Raw genomic sequence first — 17,456 nt, 5'->3', positions numbered from 1 at the left:
GCCCAATATAAAATTTGGGCATTTTGGTTTGCTTAGAAGCTCTTACTGACACTTAGATATACGCGGTTTCGGTCGTAACTTGAGAATGGATTATTACTGTCAGTTTTTTGATATGACCATGTGATTTTAGGTGTAATACCTCGCCAGTGAATGCTACGGTGCCAAACAGTAAAATTCAGGCCGTATTCTTTATTTTTCTGCGCAATTTTAAAGAAGCTTGGCGCAAAAATAGCATTTTTAGGGGCAGAGGGCATATGATATGAGCGCTTAGCATAGTTTAATTGTAAACGTGTCGAAATACCTTTTGGCCATTCTTGCCCCCAGCCTAAGCGAACGCCACGACGATCGAAAGCATTAGCTTTCCAATGCGCATTTTTACGGTAAAAATCAGCACCTACAAACCAATATTGTTGGCTGTTTGGGAAATACATAACTGTGTTAGATAAAGAATACAAATTCCCATTCGATTTTTTACGCTCAGGACTTAGGTAGCGCTGTTCACCATATTCAAATTCAGTTGATATTTTCCAATTTTGACTTAGCCAATAACCAAGATCCAATGAGGCGCCCCCTGTTTTAGAATAGCGGTGTAATGTTTTGGCATGTTGTTCAGCATTTTCTCCACCAACGTACCAAAATTGCTCCATATAAGGAATTAATTTTATTTCTGTTTTAGCGTTACGATAGCCACCGCCTAAGCCAATACGTAGTGATAATTCGTCATATTTGTGATTGTTCCAGTAATATTTTCCGTTAATATCTGTATTAAACTCAGCAAAAAAGCCATCTTTAATCGACCAAGTTTTATTTATACCGAAGAAATAGCTGATACCTTCAGCACTTTCAGGCTCATTCGATGGGGTAAAGCCGCCTACTTTAGTGCCTTTTGGAGGGGCGTTATTAACATTATTTTCACGTAAATAATTTGCGCCACTATAAAAATGCCAACTATCTTGTTCGTGAATTGAATGAATATAGCGATCAATAATTTGTATTAATTGTGGTGGCAAATTTTCTGCACGTAGACGATTAAATTGTTCTTTAGCTGTTTCATATTCGTGGTTGTGCATCAGTGCAATCGCTAATTGTAAGCGTGCAGGTTGTAGCCTTGGTTGTTCAGCAATTAATTCACGATAAAGGCGGATGGATTTTGTTAATTTGCCTTGTTTTTTTGCCAGAATGGCGTTTGCCCACTTCAATAAAAAAGGATCTTTTTCTGGAAGTTTTTCATAAATAGGAAGAAGTATTTCAACGCCACGCATATCATTATTTCTTAAAACTGGGATGAGTGCACGCAATAATAAATCTGGGCGTTGTAGTAGTTGTTCAGCAGTGAGTGAAATATTTTGTGTTTGGGGAGTTTGATCGTGTCTAGATTTATTTGGTAAATGTGACTGAAGTTGCACTTGAGATGCTTTATGAAAGTGTTCATCAGGACGCTGATTATCAACGTTGACTACTTGCTGCGCTAAAACAGTGGGTGCAATGCTGACTCCATAACATGTCAGTGTTATAAAAAAAGTTAAAAAATGTTGTTTCTTATTCATAAGTTTATTGGTTAGTTTGAAGTTGTATGATAACAATAAAGTCGATAGCAAACTTGCCCTGTGATTTTTTCTTTTAGTATCTGCCAATGTGTTGGTACTGTAATGGGTTGGTTTTTCTCTGTTTCCACATAAATCAACGCATTAGGTTTCAGCCAATGATGTTTCTCTAGTAAGTCAATAGTTTGTTGTGCTAACCCCAAATGAAAAGGTGGATCCACAAAAACTATATCAAAGTGCGGTGTGTTTTGTATAGATTTTAAAAATTGTAAACTATTTTGGTTGATCACTTTTGCTTGTTCAAGAGAGCATTTTAACGTTTGTACGTTTTTCTGTAGTTGTATTGCTACTTTTTTATCGAGTTCTACGAAAGTGACCTGTTTGGCCTGGCGAGATAGTGCCTCAAAACCAAGTGAACCACTACCCGCAAAGCAATCAAGGCAATGAGCATCAACAATATAAGGCATAAGCCAATTGAATAAAGTTTCTTTGACGCGATCACCCGTAGGGCGCAAGCCATTTAAACTTAATACAGGGAGCTTTCGTCCACGCCACAAGCCCGCAATAATACGTACATATCCTTGTTGTTGACTCTGCTTAAATGTGTTTTTTTGCATTTTATTAATAATAGGGGAGGCTTATAATATTTTTTTAATAATACCTATCTTTTTTTCTCAAGAAGGAAATATCTTCATTGAATAGAGGCATTTTAAGAAGCGATAATATATGCGATATTTTTTTATTTGTACAGAAAACTTATATTTATTAAATAGTTACTTTTATTTTTTGTAAAGTTTTTGGTTAAATGTTAGCTTTTCTTTAAGCAGAAAATTTTCATGTATTAATGGGTTATTTTAATGTGTATTAATGTTTCAAATGAAAATATTAAGCAGTTATATTGGATTTAAAAAAGAAAAGAGAGACTATATCTCTCTTTTCTATAACTGGATTACTTCTCTTTTTCAGCAAAGAGTAAAGCTGAAAAGCCTACTTCTTTATTTGCTCCAGGGTGTGATTTTCCTGTTCCAATAATATATTTGTAATCATTAGTGCCTTTCTTAGAGTTAATAAACTTAACTTCCATAGAGGCTTTTTGATTTTCAGAAATAGGAGTGCCTGATATACTAATATTTTTAGTTGACTCTATTGTTAACTGAGTATTTTTTCCTGTTATATTAAAAATAGGATGAGTTTTATCAATAGTATCGTACACTTCTCCATTTACATTACCGTCCTTATAATATATCTCAACATTTCCTTTTTTTATTATTATATTTTGTGCACTGCTAGATAATACATATGGTGTATAAATAAACCCACCATCTTGCTTATATGTTGCTGTATAGTTATTTGGTAATGTTGCGACATAATCATTGTTCACAGCATAGACAAGTTCATAGTGACTACCATCTCTATTTACATTAGCACGTTGGCGATATCCGTAGTACATATCTCCTTGATTTTCATCTAGTAAAGTAAAGCTATATCCATCACCATTATTAATACCGTTCTGTAAAGTAATGCTGCTCACTGTTTCTGTTGTAATATCTGTCTCTGAGTGATGAGGATCTTCAGTAGTTGTTAATTTATACACTTTAACAGAATTTTTGTTTCCTTCTTCATTACAAGAACTATTACTTGACGCAGTACAGCCTGTGTGCCAATTAAGATTCGCCTCTGGAGCTGGCTTAGGTGGCTCCACATCTTTTTTAGGCGGTTGGGGCTGCTTTGGGTCATCTAATTTTGGTCCATTATCATTTGGATTATTTGGCGCAGGTGGCTCTGGTTGAATCGGTTGTGGTGGCTGCTTAGCATCATTACCACTAGAGCCTCCACCTCCACCGCCACCACATGCGACTAAGAGTGCTGAAAGACTAATAAGACTTAATTTCAAAATAGCTTTTTTCATTTTAATTCCTTTTTTAAATATAAACATAATTTTATAGCGTACTACTTTATTAAAGATTGTATATATTTTACGCTTTTTTATCCAAATTTGCGGAAATTTTTCCTTGCTTGTCTATTCAATGGTAAACTATCAGGTAATTTTGTTCGTTTATAATGAGAATTTACACACACTTTTTGAGCGGGAATAATATCAATGGAAAATAAAAAGAATGGCTTCTGGTCTTGGTTGGGCTTAGGTAAGAAAAAAGAACAACAAGAGGTAAAGTTGACAGAAGAATCTTCTGTACAAGAACTGGTCAAACCAGCTGAGGTGGATATAAATAAATCAGTATCAGCATCAACAGAGACAGAGCAATTAGAAAACAATATAGCTTCTATCGACGAGGTTTCTTCTTTAGAAAAAGAGCATATTACAATAGAAAAGCGAGATTTAGTTGAAGATAGTATAGAGACAGTAACTCAAAATATAGTGCAGCCTGTCGTTAGTGATGAGGATATGGCTTCGTTTGAGCAGATGCCTATGTTCGATTCGGCTTCTGAATTAGTTGAACAAGAAGTGGTGGAGCAAGTTACGACGCATGACAATGATTTACATGTTGAAATAGTAGAAGAAATAGCAGTTCAAACTGCGTCTACTGTTACTGAACAGGAAAAACCGAGCGAGGGTGGTTTTTTTAGTCGTTTAGTAAAAGGATTATTAAAAACAAAACAAAATATCGGTGTGGGTTTTCGTAGTCTGTTTTTAGGTAAAAAAATTGATGATGAATTATTTGAAGAGTTGGAAGAACAACTCTTAGTCGCAGATTTAGGTGTACCGACCACTACAAAAATTATTCATAACTTAACGCAACATGCTAGCCGTAAGCAATTACAGGATGCAGAGTTATTGTATCAACAGTTAAAAGTAGAAATGGCAGAAATTTTAAAGCCCGTTACACAGCCATTAATCATTGATCAAAGTAAAAAGCCTTATGTGATCTTGATGGTGGGTGTTAATGGCGTAGGTAAAACAACAACGATTGGTAAGTTAGCGCGTAAGTTTCAACAAGAAGGTAAATCGGTTATGTTAGCTGCGGGTGATACATTCCGTGCAGCAGCGGTAGAGCAGTTGCAAGTATGGGGTGAACGTAATCATATTCCTGTTGTTGCACAAAGTACAGGCTCAGATTCTGCATCAGTAATTTTTGATGCTATGCAGTCAGCAGCGGCACGTAATATAGATGTGTTGATTGCAGATACTGCAGGGCGTTTGCAAAATAAAAACAATTTGATGGATGAGTTGAAAAAAATTGTTCGTGTGATGAAAAAATATGATGAAACTGCACCACATGAAATTATGTTAACGCTGGATGCGGGCACTGGGCAAAATGCAATTAGTCAAGCAAAATTATTTCATGAGGCAGTGGGGCTAACTGGTATTAGTTTAACGAAATTAGATGGCACAGCAAAAGGTGGAGTCATCTTTGCTATTGCAGATCAATTTAATTTACCAATTCGTTATATTGGTGTAGGTGAAAAAATCGAAGACTTGCGTGAATTTAATGCAGATGAGTTTATTGAGGCGTTATTTGTGCATGAAGATTGATGTGTTAAATAAAGCAAGTCAGTTTTACAAGTACGAATCTTTATGTGGATGACACTTAAGAAGTAGATAAAAAAATGATTAGATTTTCGAATGTGAGTAAAGCGTATTTAGGTGGTAAACCTGCTTTACAAAATATCAGTTTTCATTTACCTGTAGGCAGTATGCATTATGTTATTGGGCATTCTGGTGCGGGTAAAAGTACATTACTGAAATTAATTATGGGGATGGAACGCGCTAACGGTGGACAAATTTGGTTTAATGGGCATGATATTACTCGCTTATCCACCTATGAAATCCCTTTTTTACGCCGTCAAATTGGCATGGTACATCAAGATTATCGTTTATTAACGGATCGTTCAATTGTTGATAATGTAGCTTTACCCTTAATTATTGCAGGTATGCATCCAAAAGAAGCTGAAACCCGTGCACTTGCTTCATTAGATCGCGTCGGGTTGCGTGATCGAGGCAGCCATTTGCCTATACATTTGTCTGGGGGAGAGCAACAACGTGTTGATATTGCTCGAGCTATTGTGCATAAACCACAATTATTATTAGCAGATGAACCAACGGGTAATCTTGATAATAGCTTATCTTTTGAAATTTTTAGTTTGTTTGAAGAGTTAAATCAACTGGGCATGACAGTCTTAATTGCGACCCATGATTTGAATATTATCCAACAAAAACCAAAACCTTGCCTTGTTCTTGAGCAAGGTTATTTACGTTGAGGAAAATCATAATGGGATCTCGTCGTGTTCAAGCGCCATTTTGGGTGCAAATACATTATGTGTTACGTGCAGTATGGGCAGATTTACTTAAACGCCGTTTCGGTACATTATTGACTATTTTAGTCATCAGTGTCTCCTTAACTATTCCTACCGTCAGTTACTTGTTGTGGAAAAATATCCATCAAGCAACAACACAGTTTTATCCTGAAAGTGAATTAACAATTTACTTGCATAAGACGTTGAGTGAAGAAGATGCTAATTTGGTGGTAGAAAAAATTCGTCAGCAAACAGGTGTTGAATCATTAAATTATATTTCTCGTCAAGAAAGCTTAAATGCATTTCGTGATTGGTCTGGCTTTAATAATGAATTGGATATATTAGATGATAACCCTTTGCCTGCTGTAGTGGTGGTTAGAGCATCACCAGAATATAACCAGTCACAGAAGCGTAATGAGTTACGACAAAACTTAGACAAAATCAAAGGGGTACAGGAAGTACGTTTAGATAATGATTGGTTAGAAAAATTGACAGCCTTAACTTGGCTAGTGGCACATGTTGCTATTTTTTGTGCAGTGTTAATGACATTAGCTGTATTTTTAGTTATTGGTAATAGTATTCGTTCGGATGTTTATAGTAGTCAGGCAAATATTGAAGTAATGAAATTATTGGGAGCGACTGATCAATTTATTCTGCGTCCCTTTTTGTATACAGGGATGATTTATGCTGTATTAGGTGGTTTGTTTGCTTGTCTATTTAGTAGTCTAGCAATTGGCTATTTTACTCAAGCCGTAAAATATGTTACTGATATTTTTGCCGTGCAGTTTGAGCTAAATAGTGTCAATTTTGCAGAGTTTTTATTTTTAATAATTGTGTGTACACTGGTTGGGTATGTCGGCGCATGGATTGCGGCAACTCGCCATATTAAAATGTTAGAACAAAAAAATTAGAAAACAGACCGCATTAACTTCTTCTTTCCATAAAAAAATAAAAGCGATTGCTATCTAGGCAATCGCTTTTTTTCTATAATTTCTATAAGAAGAGTACTATTCTGTTATTCCTACTGTATGGAAGTTGCGTGAGAAGTACACTAATGCTTGTCCTTCATCAGAAACTTGAATTTCTTCGAGTTCAACTAGGAACATAGAGTGTGTACCAATTTCTCGAATATCCACAACTGTTCCTGTCAAATTTGCTAACGCATTTTTTAAACATGGAACTGATGCAGAATCTTCTTGTGGTTGCCACACATTCCATTCAAAACGCTCATCCATACAACTGCCTTTAAATCCTGCAAAATGTTGGGCTAATTCGATTTGCTCCGCATTTAACACATTAACACAAAGGCGTTTATTCGCTTGAAAAACAGGATTCATTTCACTGTTTTTGTTAATACAGACCATCACAGTAGGCGGTGTATCAGTAACTGAACATACCGCGGTTGCAGTGATCCCACATTTCCCAGCAGGACCGTTAGTTGTGATAATATTCACACCAGCGGCTAATTTTGCCATGGAATTACGGAAGTTTTGTTGAATTGGCGTAAGCATAATGATTTTCCTTAATATGATCTGCTTAGTTATTTGGAAAAACGGTTTAAGTTATCCAAAATATTAATATCAGCTGAGTTATGGAGATGTGGTACTTTCCAGCCATTTTCATCATAATCAGCCAAACATTTATCGACAAGATCGAAACAACGTTGTAATGTACCATTGCCTGTTGATTGTCCTAGTACTTGTAAACGGACTTCTTCTTGACTTCCCGCATAATTGATTTCGTAGAGCTCATGGCGACCACCAAATTCAGTGCCAATTGCATCCCAAAGTAGTTTTAAAATTTTAATTCGATCACGGTATTCAATATTGTTTGAGCCTCGTACATATTTTTCTAAATACTGATCAATTTCTGGGTTATTGAAATCACGGATATGCGAAGGTAAATAAATTAACCCACTTGTTACAGTTTGTTCAATAATTTTTTTCACTGTATGGTAGGCCATTGGCGCCATTACTCGATAAGTTTGAATTGCTTGGGCACTTGGCATTTGACAACCATTTTTCCATTGATAGGATGACCCTGCCATTGCATCGGTTAATGTCCAGAACAAGTTACGGTACATCATGACCTCACCCATCTGTGCTGCAACACCACGGAATTCAATGACACCTGTACATTGTAAGGCTTTATGTAATAGACCTGTGATGAAATCTAATTTTACTGCAAGACGAGTACAAGCTTGCATTGGGAATAAGGTAGCAAAACCTGCATATTGTGCCCAAGTCCGACAACGGTCTAGATCACGATAGATTAAAATATTTTCCCAAGGGATAAACACTTTATCTAATACAAGAATTGCGTCATTTTCATCAAAGCGTGTTGATAGTGGGAAATCAAATGGTGAACCAGTTGCACCTGCCGCTAATTCATAAGAGTGGCGACAAATCAGTTTTACGCCTTCAGCATCCATTGGCGCAATGAACATAAGAGCGAAGTCATCGTTATCGCCAATGATTTGCGCCGAACCAAAACCAATGAAGTTATAGTGCGTTAATGCAGAGTTGGTCGCAACCACTTTCGCACCACTTACCACAATTCCGTCTTCACGTTCTTCTTCAATTTTGACATAAATATCTTTTACTTGATCAATAGGCTTATTACGATCAATTGGTGGATTCACGATGGCATGGTTAAAATATAGGCAAGATTCTTGGATACGCTTGTACCAGTGACGAGCATTGTCTGCAAATTTTCCATAGAATTCGGGATTAGCACCGAGTGCGCTACCAAAAGCAGCTTTATAATCTGGCGTACGCCCCATCCAACCATAACTAAAGCGTGACCAAGCTGCGATCGCATCTCTTTGCTCTTTTAACTCTTCTGCATTGCGCGCATAGCGGAAGAATTTATGAGTATAACCGCCATTACCTGTATCTGTTTCCCAGCATAATTCATCTTTTGTTGCAGGATCATGTAAGGCATCATATAGCTTTGCAACAGAAGCTGCTGCATTACGGAAAGCGGGATGTGTGGTGACATCTTCGACTAATTCTCCGTAAATATAAACTTTGCGCCCATCTCTTAAGCTAGCTAAATACTCTTCACCAGTAAATGGGCGATTTTTTTCTTTTCTAAAATCATCAGGTAATTTGTGTGTTTTTTTTTCTACTTGAGTCATGGTTTACTCCTTTTGAACAAATGAGATTAGGAATAGCATCTAGGATAAAGCAGGGTTAGATGTTGCGAATTTGTTAAATTTATAGTGGATTTGTTACAAAGATAAAATGCAATTTTCTTGGCAAAAAATGTACTTTTCCGTATTTCTGCTATAAAAATGATTAAAATGTGATCTCTATCGCTCTTTTGAATATGAGTGCTATACACTGAGTTAAGCATAGTTTACAGTCGGGTTATTCATTAACAATATGAGTAATCAGAGGAAATGATGGTCGATCAAGTGGCTGAAACTCAAAATATTAATATTGAGAAAACCTATGGAGGGCAGGAAGACAGTAATATTATTCATTATGAAACATTTGATAATTTAGCGTTATTTTATGGTAGAAAATCTTTAGTACATTTTCATGATCGTTTTTATCAAGTCCATTATTTAACAGAAGGTAGTATTAGATTACAACTTGATGCTCATGAATATCAATTGTACGCACCTTGTTTTTTTATTACACCGCCTTCTATACCTCATGGTTTCTATACTGACCTAGATACACATGGACATGTTCTAACTATTCCGCAAGCGTTTGTGTGGCAATTACTTGAATCTTTAAAAAGAGACATTAATTATTTTTACCCCATGTGTATTGAGCTATCTCAGGTAGGCGAACAACAGCAACAAATCTTCAAGTTTGAATATTTATTTAATCTGCTGGCATCGGAGTACAGACATAATACAGAAGAAAAACAGACCGCACTTCGTTTATGTGCAAAGTTAATTTTATTAGAGATTTATCGTTTATCTAAAAGCGATGAGAAAAAATACAGTCCGAGGAATAACGAGTTATACCTTTTTAACCAATTTAATTTTTTGATCGAGGAGAATTTTAAGAATAATTGGCGTATTAATGACTACTTGGATAAATTATGCATTAGTGAAAGTAAATTAAATGCCATTTGCCAGCATTTCTCAGCAACGTCGCCGAAAAGATTAATTATAGAACGTCAGATTCAAGAGGCTAAAAGAAAGTTACTTTTTAGCCAATATTCTATTTATCAAATTGCCTATGATTTAGGCTTTAAAGATCCCGCTTACTTCTCACGCTTCTTCCAAAAGGAAACAAATTTATCGCCAAAAGCATTTCGCGATCAAGATCACATATCTTCTAATCTATCCTAGTTTTTTGTGAAAAGTACAATTTTTCACAAGAAAAGTACATTTAAAACTCTGTGTAACTCTATTATAACTGTAACAACCTGTTAACAAATTGGTTACATTGGACTGCTGTTTGTTCTTAAATGCCTTTTCCAACGAACGTGAAGGAGACTTTTTATGAAGACACGTCAACTCTTACTCGCTGTAACTTTAGCAGTTTCTAGTTCTGCTTTCGCAAATGACAAAGTGGTATTAAAAATAGGTCATTTTCTACCCGCACTTTCAACAATGCACAATGATGTTTTAGTACCTTGGTGTCAGGATTTGAATTCGGAATCAAAAGGTCGTATTGAGTGTCAATTGTATCCTTCTAATCAACTTGGTGGTACAGCAGGTCAACTGATTGATCAAGTACGTAATGGTGTTGCTGATATTGTATGGACTGCACCAGGCTATTCACCAGGTCGCTTTAAAGTGATTGAAGCGTTAGAAACACCTTTTTTATTACCTAATGTGCGTGTTGGGAATAAAGTTGCTTGGGAATTTTTTGAGAAATATGCCAAAGATACAGAATTTAAGCAATTTAAAGTCTTGTCTATCCAAAGTGATGGTGGGGTGACATTCCACTCTAATAAACCACTTAATGAAGTAGAGGATTTAAAAGGTAACAAATTACGTACACCAACTCGTTTAGCCTCACAAATTATTCAAGCTTTAGGCGGATCTGCGATTTCTATCGCTCCTTCACAAGTCGCGGAAAGCATTTCAAAAGGTGTTGTTGATGGTGCAATGGGTGCATGGGAAGTGGTTCCTCCAACGAAATTAGATGAGGTGACTAAGTATCATGTAATGCCTGCAGCAGGTGAGCCTTTCCCAACAGTAACAGTACTTGCTTTAGTGATGAATCAGAAAAAATATGATTCATTACCAGCAGATTTAAAAACCATTCTTGATAAGCATTCTGGACCTGCCTTATTAGAGCGTATTACGGTGGCTTGGGAAAAAACTGAAGAAAATGCGCGTAAAAAAGTGCTTGCCCATGGCGGGGTGATTACTGAATTCGGACCAAAACATACTGAGAAAATGAAAGCAATGACTGATTCGCTCACACAAAGTTGGATCGACAGTATGAATAAACAAGGTAAAAACGGTCAACAATTAATTGATGATTTACGTGAGATGGTGAAAAAACATCAATAATTAGCAAGGAGGTGTGCGATGAGCGAATCGACACAAGCTATAGTGATTCCAAATAAAGTGAGAAATAACGTAATTGGTATGGGATTGTTTCATGTATCAAAAGCTATGGCAATTCTAGGTGGGTTGTTATTTATTGCATTGATTATCATGTCTTGTTATTCCCTCGTTGATAGAAAGTTAGGGAATGGAGGTGTACTTGGTGATATTGAGATTATGCAAATGGGATGTGCGGTTGCTGCATCCCTCTTTCTCCCTTTTTGCACAATTATGTCTGAGCATTTAAAAGTGGATTTTTTCACCGCAAAATTTCCATTGGTTTTACGCAATAAAATGGATGCATTAGCAGATTTATTACTCTGTTTGGTTTCATTCTTGTTAGTTTGGCGTATTTGGTTACAAAGTGAAACATTACAAGAATATGAAGAGGTCACTGCATTATTATCTTTCCCAACTTGGATACCAAATGTTGCAATTATGCTTGGCTTTATCGTAATGGGATGTTGTGCTTTTTATTATTTTTGTATCCATTTAACAGCAAAGGATTAAGTTTATGATGAGTGGCTTAGAAATGGGCATTGTGGGGTTCTTCATCTTACTTACCCTATTATTACTCCGAATCCATATTAGTATTTCGATGTTTTTAGCTGCTGCTGGCTTATATGCGTATTTAGGGCAAGGGGATCTTAACTCTTTAATGTACACCTTAAATGGTTTGGCTTACGCTCGTTTATCTAATTACGACTTAGCAGTAGTGCCTTTATTTATTTTCATGGGACAGCTGGCTTCACATGGTGGAATGTCAAAGGCCTTATTTCAAGCAGCAAGTAGCTTTATTGGACATTGGCGTGGTGGGTTAGCCATGGCATCTGTAGGAAGTTGCGCAGCATTTGGTGCAATTTGCGGCTCTTCTTTAGCAACTGCTGCGACGATGGGGCAAGTAGCCATTCCTGAATTAAAGAAACGTCATTACTCTGGTGAACTGAGTACGGCAACCTTAGCAGCGGGAGGAACGTTAGGTATTTTAATTCCACCTTCAGTCCCTTTGATTATTTATGCTGTGTTAACGCAAGAATCGATTGGTAAATTATTCGTGGCAGCAATTGTGCCTGGTATTTTAGCCTTATTGGGTTATGTGGTTGTGATTAAAATTCTGGTTAGCTTGCGCCCTGATGCAGGACCAACTTCAGAAAAAGTTCCCTTCTTCCAAGCGTTAAAGTCACAAGTGAAAGTTTTACCAATTTTTATTGTGTTTGCTGTTGTGATCATCAGTATCTATGGTGGGTGGGCAAATCCTACGGAAGCTGCATCCATTGGGGCGGCATCTTGTGGTTTGATTTCTTGGCTTTCAGGTGGTTTAACGTGGAAGGGCTTAGTTGACAGTATCCTACAAACAGCAATGGCAAGCGCAATGATTTTCATGGTGTTGATTGGTGCAGATTTATTAAATTCAGCATTAGCATTGACACAAATGCCTGCGCAATTAGCCAACTGGGTTGTTGAGCAACAATTTGCCCCACTATTTGTTTTATTTTGTATCTTAATGATTTATCTCGTCTTAGGTTGCGTGATGGATTCGCTTGCAATGATTTTGCTGACGATTCCTATCTTTTACCCAATCATTCTTGGCTTAGATTTTTGGGGATTATCTGCACAAGATAAAACGATTTGGTTTGGTATTGTGGCATTAATGGTAGTGGAAATAGGGTTAATTACTCCTCCTGTGGGGATGAACTTATTTATTATCAATAAGATGGATAAAGAAACTCCCTTATTAGCAACATCAAAATGGGTTTTACCGTTTATTGCCTCTGATTTACTTCGTATTGTTGTGATTGCTTGTGTCCCGAGTATTGCATTATGGCTAGTCCATTTATTTTAAGTGAGGAAATTATGTCTGTCTCTTTAGCTAAACAGATTACACAACTAAGCGCCGCTAACAAACCGACAGTGTTTGTGATAGCTCTAAATTCACAGCGTTTATTGCAACGTTGTCAAACTGAATTTGAACAAGCGCCTTACAAAGCACTGCCCAAAACGCCTGTTATTTATGTATTACCTGAAGCAACACATAATCGTAGTGGTGCTACAGTATGGTTACCAGAAGGAAAAAAACAACTCAGAATTGAACCGCACTTAGGGGTAGTTTTTGGGCAAGATACTTCAAGAGTCAGTGTGGAAAATGCTTTATATACTGTTGCAGGTTATGTGCCTGTTGCTTTGTATTCTTTACCAAATGGTAGTTATTATCGTCCTGATATAGAAGGGCGTTGCCAAGATGGTTTCTGTGTTTTAGGACAAACCGTTATGAAAAGTGCGGTAACAAATTCTGCAGAAGTGATGGTTAACATTGCATTAAATGGCGCTATTAAAAAATCTTATGTACATCTAGATATGAAGCACTCCGTAGCTGAATTAATCAGTTTTTTGAGCCAATTCATTGCATTTAAAGCGGGTGATATTTTGCTGACAGGCACAGAGGATATGCCATTGTTAGCGAGTGCGGGCGATGAGGTCAGTGTGGATTTTGTCCAAATAGGTTCTGTCAGTAACACCATTGCGGAATAAGGTAGGGGCGATTATGAGTAAATATGCAAAAGTGGTTTATCAAGATCAAATCCACAGTGTTGAAGTACAAGAGCAAGGGTTATTAACTGAACAAAAACAACTTTTACCTGCCGAGGCAGTGACTTGGCTGCCACCTGCCAGCGGTATGATGTATGCACTTGGTTTGAATTATGCTGATCACGCGTCGGAGTTAGATTTTAAGCCACCAGAAAAACCATTAGTCTTTGTGAAAACCCACCATACTTATACAGGGCATAACAGTACAACTTGGCGACCTGATCATGTGGAATATATGCACTATGAGTGTGAGCTAGTCGTCGTGATTGGCAAAACTGCAAAAAATGTGAAACGTGAGAACGCGATGGACTATGTGGCAGGTTATACCTTATGTAATGACTATGCTATTCGCGATTATTTAGAGAATTATTATCGTCCAAATTTACGCGTAAAAAATCGTGTTGGCACGACCCCTGTTGGACCGTGGATTGTGGATAAAGAAGATGTGAAGGATCCAATGAATTTAACGCTCAGAACGTGGGTGAATGGTGAATTATGTCAAGAAGGCAATACCAAAGATATGATTTTTGATATCGCATATTTAATTGAACATCTTTCCCATATTACAACATTACAACCTGGAGACATGATTGCAACAGGCACACCAAAAGGGCTTGCAGATGTCAAAGTAGGCGATTGTGTTGAAATCGAAATTGAACAAATTGGCAAACTTACAAATTACATTGTGAGTGAAACCGCCTTTTTTGCAAAAAATACCTAAGATATAGAGGAGAAACCTATGATTAAACATTGGATTAACGGTAAAGAAGTTACCAGTGACGAAACATTTGAGAATCTGAATCCTGCAACAGGAGAGGTGATTTGTGAGGTTGCCTCTGGTGGTGAAAAAGAGATTAATGCAGCTGTGAAGGCAGCAAAAGAGGCGTTCCCAAAATGGTCAAAAACCTCAGCCAAAGAACGTGCACGTTTAATGCGTAATTTAGGTGAATTAATCGATAAAAATGTTGCTAAGTTGGCAGAATTAGAAACCTTGGATACAGGGTTGCCGATTCACCAAACTAAAAATGTATTGATCCCTCGCGCATCACATAATTTTAACTTTTTTGCTGAAGTATGTACGCGTATGAATGGGCACAGCTATCCTGTTGATGACAAAATGCTGAACTACACCCTTTATCAACCAGTAGGTGTATGCGGTTTAGTGTCACCTTGGAACGTCCCGTTTATGACTGCAACTTGGAAAACAGCACCTTGTTTAGCATTAGGAAATACTGCGGTCTTAAAGATGTCAGAGCTTTCACCACTGACTGCTAATGAGCTTGGTCGTTTAGCTCTAGAAGCAGGCATTCCTGAAGGAGTATTTAATGTAGTACAAGGTTTTGGCTCAACAGCGGGACAGGCATTAGTGACCCATGATGATGTGCGGGCGATTTCGTTCACTGGTGGTACTGCAACAGGCAAACATATTTTAAAACATGCAGGATTGAAAAAATATTCAATGGAGCTTGGGGGAAAATCACCTGTTTTAATTTTTGATGATGCAGATTTAGAGCGCGCATTAGATGCTGCACTCTTTACAATTTTTTCCTTGAATGGCGAACGTTGTACAGCAGGATCTCGTATCTTTATTCAAGAAACGGTGTATGACGAGTTCGTGAAAGAATTTGCTGCTCGTGCAAGACGTTTAATCGTAGGTGACCCACAAGATCCAAATACCCAAGTCGGATCAATGATTACTCGCCAACATTATGAAAAGGTTACAGGTTACATTCGCATCGGCTTAGAGGAAGGGGCAAACTTATTAGCTGGTGGGTTAGAACGTCCACAAAACTTACCTGACCATTTACAAAAAGGTAACTTTATTCAACCAACCGTGTTTGCAGATGTTGATAATCGTATGCGCATTGCTCAAGAGGAAATTTTTGGACCAGTGGTCTGTTTAATGAAGTTCAAAGATGAAGCAGATGCGTTACGTTTAGCTAATGATGTGGAATATGGTCTTGCCTCTTACATTTGGACAAAAGATATTGCGAAAGCACTACGCTTATCCAATGGTATTGAAGCAGGTATGGTGTTTGTGAATAGCCAAAATGTGCGTGATTTACGTCAACCATTTGGTGGGATTAAAGCTTCGGGTATTGGTCGTGAAGGCGGTGAATACAGTTTCGAAGTTTTTGCCGAATTAAAAAATGTATGCATCTCAATGCATGATCATCCGATTCCTCGTTGGGGATTATAAATTTAAAGGAGCAAAATTATGGGTAAACTCGCTTTAGCAGCCAAGATTACACATGTTCCGTCAATGTATTTGTCAGAACAACCCGGCAAACATTATGGCTGCCGTGCTTCTGCCATTGAAGGTCACAAAGAAATTAGCCGACGTTGTCGTGATTTAGGCGTGGATACCATCATTGTGTTTGATACACATTGGCTTGTTAATAGTGCCTATCATGTGAATTGTTGTTCTCACTTTAAAGGTGTCTATACCAGTAATGAATTACCACACTTTATTCGTGATATTACTTTCGATTATGACGGTAATCCAGAACTGGGCCATATGATTGTAAAACATGCGGTAGAAAAAGGTGTACGCGCGCAAGCGCATGAAATTGAAAGCTTAAAATTGGAGTATGGTACTCTTGTTCCAATGCGTTATATGAATGAAGATAAAGCATTTAAAGTGATCTCAATTTCTGCGTTTTGTACTTCACATTCTTTTGAAGATAGCCGCAAACTTGGTGAGGCAGTTTTAGAGGCTATTCGGGAATATGATGGTACAGTTGCTGTATTAGCGAGTGGTTCCTTATCCCATTACTTTATTCCAGATCATTTAGCTAAAGAGGGAATGAACAGCTACACTCGAGAATTTGAGCGTCAAATTGACCTACATGTAGTGGATATGTGGCGTCACGGTAACTTTAAAGACTTTTGTAAAATGTTGCCAGAATACGCTGACTTCTGTCGTGGTGAGGGTAACATGCACGATACTGTCATGTTATTAGGCATGCTTGGTTGGGACAAATATGATAAACCAGTGGAAATTCTGACTGACTTGTTCCCAAGCTCAGGAACAGGACAAATTAACGCAGTCTTTCCTGTGTAGTCTTTAAAAGTGCGGTTTGTTTTTACACTATATTTTTAGAACATACCGCACTTTCTGCAAAGAGAGGAGCTTTTTATGCCGCATTTTATTGTAGAAGCAACAGAAAATCTTCGTGAGGACGTGGATTGGCAACCACTGTTTAGTCAAGTGCATGACTATCTTGCCAGTACGGGCATTTTTCCTTTGGGTGGAATTCGTAGTCGCGTACATTGGGTAGATGTATATCGCATGGCTGATGGAAAAGAGGATGATGCTTTTGTTCATATCACATTAAAAATTGGTGCAGGACGTTGTGCAGACAGTTTAAAACCCGTTGGTGAACAAGTATTCCGAATCTTAACCGATTTTTTCACACCACTTTTTGAGAAACGTTATTTCGCACTATCTTTTGAAATAGCTGAATTGCATCCTACATTAAATTTTAAAAAAAATAACGTGCATCTTCGGTTTAAAAAATAGCCTAAGCCATCGTTATATTGAGAAA

Annotated in this window: 17 protein-coding genes; 12 read left to right on the top strand and 5 right to left on the bottom strand. The window is 37.4% G+C overall.

Annotated features, from left to right (window positions below):
* Positions 1–32: 32 nt before the first annotated feature.
* The 3 genes from DYE19_RS08880 to DYE19_RS08870 all read right to left on the bottom strand — a co-directional run bounded on the left by DYE19_RS08880 (position 33) and on the right by DYE19_RS08870 (position 3,453).
* Positions 33–1,547 (bottom strand): surface lipoprotein assembly modifier, encoded by a 1,515-nt coding sequence (locus DYE19_RS08880; protein WP_115323302.1) that lies wholly within the window; start codon positions 1,545–1,547, stop codon positions 33–35.
* Between the two features lie 11 nt (positions 1,548–1,558).
* Positions 1,559–2,161 (bottom strand): 16S rRNA (guanine(966)-N(2))-methyltransferase RsmD, encoded by a 603-nt coding sequence (gene rsmD, locus DYE19_RS08875; protein WP_115323301.1) that lies wholly within the window; start codon positions 2,159–2,161, stop codon positions 1,559–1,561.
* 332 nt (positions 2,162–2,493) lie between these two features.
* On the bottom strand, positions 2,494–3,453 hold the full coding sequence (locus tag DYE19_RS08870; protein WP_115323300.1) for a hypothetical protein: 960 nt from the start codon (positions 3,451–3,453) through the stop codon (positions 2,494–2,496).
* Between the two features lie 186 nt (positions 3,454–3,639).
* On the opposite strand from DYE19_RS08870, the gene ftsY reads away from it, so the two are divergent.
* The 3 genes from ftsY (at position 3,640) to ftsX (ending at position 6,709) form a co-directional block, all read left to right on the top strand.
* The gene (gene ftsY / locus DYE19_RS08865) at positions 3,640–5,037 is read left to right on the top strand and encodes a signal recognition particle-docking protein FtsY (protein WP_115323299.1); all 1,398 of its coding nucleotides are present in this window, start codon (positions 3,640–3,642) and stop codon (positions 5,035–5,037) included.
* Between the two features lie 74 nt (positions 5,038–5,111).
* Positions 5,112–5,762, top strand: coding sequence for a cell division ATP-binding protein FtsE (gene ftsE / locus DYE19_RS08860; RefSeq protein WP_046339922.1), 651 nt, complete (start codon positions 5,112–5,114; stop codon positions 5,760–5,762).
* Between the two features lie 11 nt (positions 5,763–5,773).
* A complete protein-coding gene (gene ftsX, locus DYE19_RS08855; RefSeq protein WP_115323298.1) occupies positions 5,774–6,709 on the top strand; it encodes a permease-like cell division protein FtsX in 936 nt (311 codons plus the stop codon).
* Positions 6,710–6,805: 96 nt separating this feature from the next.
* On the opposite strand, the gene hpaC is transcribed toward ftsX, so the two are convergent.
* Positions 6,806–7,309, bottom strand: coding sequence for a 4-hydroxyphenylacetate 3-monooxygenase, reductase component (gene hpaC, locus DYE19_RS08850; protein ID WP_115323297.1), 504 nt, complete (start codon positions 7,307–7,309; stop codon positions 6,806–6,808).
* Positions 7,310–7,338: 29 nt separating this feature from the next.
* On the bottom strand, positions 7,339–8,937 hold the full coding sequence (hpaB, locus tag DYE19_RS08845; protein WP_115323296.1) for a 4-hydroxyphenylacetate 3-monooxygenase, oxygenase component: 1,599 nt from the start codon (positions 8,935–8,937) through the stop codon (positions 7,339–7,341).
* A 279-nt stretch (positions 8,938–9,216) separates the two neighbouring features.
* On the opposite strand from hpaB, the gene hpaA reads away from it, so the two are divergent.
* The 9 genes from hpaA to DYE19_RS08800 all read left to right on the top strand — a co-directional run bounded on the left by hpaA (position 9,217) and on the right by DYE19_RS08800 (position 17,431).
* Positions 9,217–10,110, top strand: a complete 894-nt coding sequence (hpaA, locus tag DYE19_RS08840) for a 4-hydroxyphenylacetate catabolism regulatory protein HpaA (protein ID WP_255313149.1) — start codon at positions 9,217–9,219, stop codon at positions 10,108–10,110.
* A gap of 153 nt (positions 10,111–10,263) precedes the next feature.
* A complete protein-coding gene (locus DYE19_RS08835; RefSeq protein ID WP_049214976.1) occupies positions 10,264–11,286 on the top strand; it encodes a TRAP transporter substrate-binding protein in 1,023 nt (340 codons plus the stop codon).
* An 18-nt stretch (positions 11,287–11,304) separates the two neighbouring features.
* On the top strand, positions 11,305–11,832 hold the full coding sequence (locus DYE19_RS08830; protein WP_049214978.1) for a TRAP transporter small permease: 528 nt from the start codon (positions 11,305–11,307) through the stop codon (positions 11,830–11,832).
* A 4-nt stretch (positions 11,833–11,836) separates the two neighbouring features.
* Positions 11,837–13,165, top strand: coding sequence for a TRAP transporter large permease (locus DYE19_RS08825; protein WP_082303074.1), 1,329 nt, complete (start codon positions 11,837–11,839; stop codon positions 13,163–13,165).
* Positions 13,144–13,851, top strand: coding sequence for a fumarylacetoacetate hydrolase family protein (locus tag DYE19_RS08820; RefSeq protein WP_255313148.1), 708 nt, complete (start codon positions 13,144–13,146; stop codon positions 13,849–13,851). Before DYE19_RS08825 ends, DYE19_RS08820 begins: the two co-directional genes overlap by 22 nt.
* Before the next feature lie 13 nt (positions 13,852–13,864).
* Positions 13,865–14,629: a fumarylacetoacetate hydrolase family protein gene (locus DYE19_RS08815; RefSeq protein WP_049214979.1), complete on the top strand. Its 765-nt coding sequence runs from the start codon at positions 13,865–13,867 to the stop codon at positions 14,627–14,629.
* An 18-nt stretch (positions 14,630–14,647) separates the two neighbouring features.
* Positions 14,648–16,108: a 5-carboxymethyl-2-hydroxymuconate semialdehyde dehydrogenase gene (hpaE, locus tag DYE19_RS08810; protein ID WP_049214981.1), complete on the top strand. Its 1,461-nt coding sequence runs from the start codon at positions 14,648–14,650 to the stop codon at positions 16,106–16,108.
* A gap of 18 nt (positions 16,109–16,126) precedes the next feature.
* The gene (hpaD, locus tag DYE19_RS08805; RefSeq protein WP_049214983.1) at positions 16,127–16,972 is read left to right on the top strand and encodes a 3,4-dihydroxyphenylacetate 2,3-dioxygenase; all 846 of its coding nucleotides are present in this window, start codon (positions 16,127–16,129) and stop codon (positions 16,970–16,972) included.
* A gap of 75 nt (positions 16,973–17,047) precedes the next feature.
* Positions 17,048–17,431 carry a 5-carboxymethyl-2-hydroxymuconate Delta-isomerase gene (locus DYE19_RS08800; protein WP_115323295.1) on the top strand — a complete coding sequence of 128 codons (384 nt, stop codon included), beginning with the start codon at positions 17,048–17,050 and terminating at the stop codon, positions 17,429–17,431.
* Positions 17,432–17,456 lie beyond the last annotated feature (25 nt).

Origin of the sequence: Pasteurella canis (assembly GCF_900454865.1) — a bacterium.
In the GTDB taxonomy this organism is placed as follows: Bacteria; Pseudomonadota; Gammaproteobacteria; order Enterobacterales; family Pasteurellaceae; genus Pasteurella; species Pasteurella canis.
Note: the sequence above shows the minus strand (reverse complement) of the source record. Positions and strands in the feature narration are given on the sequence as shown.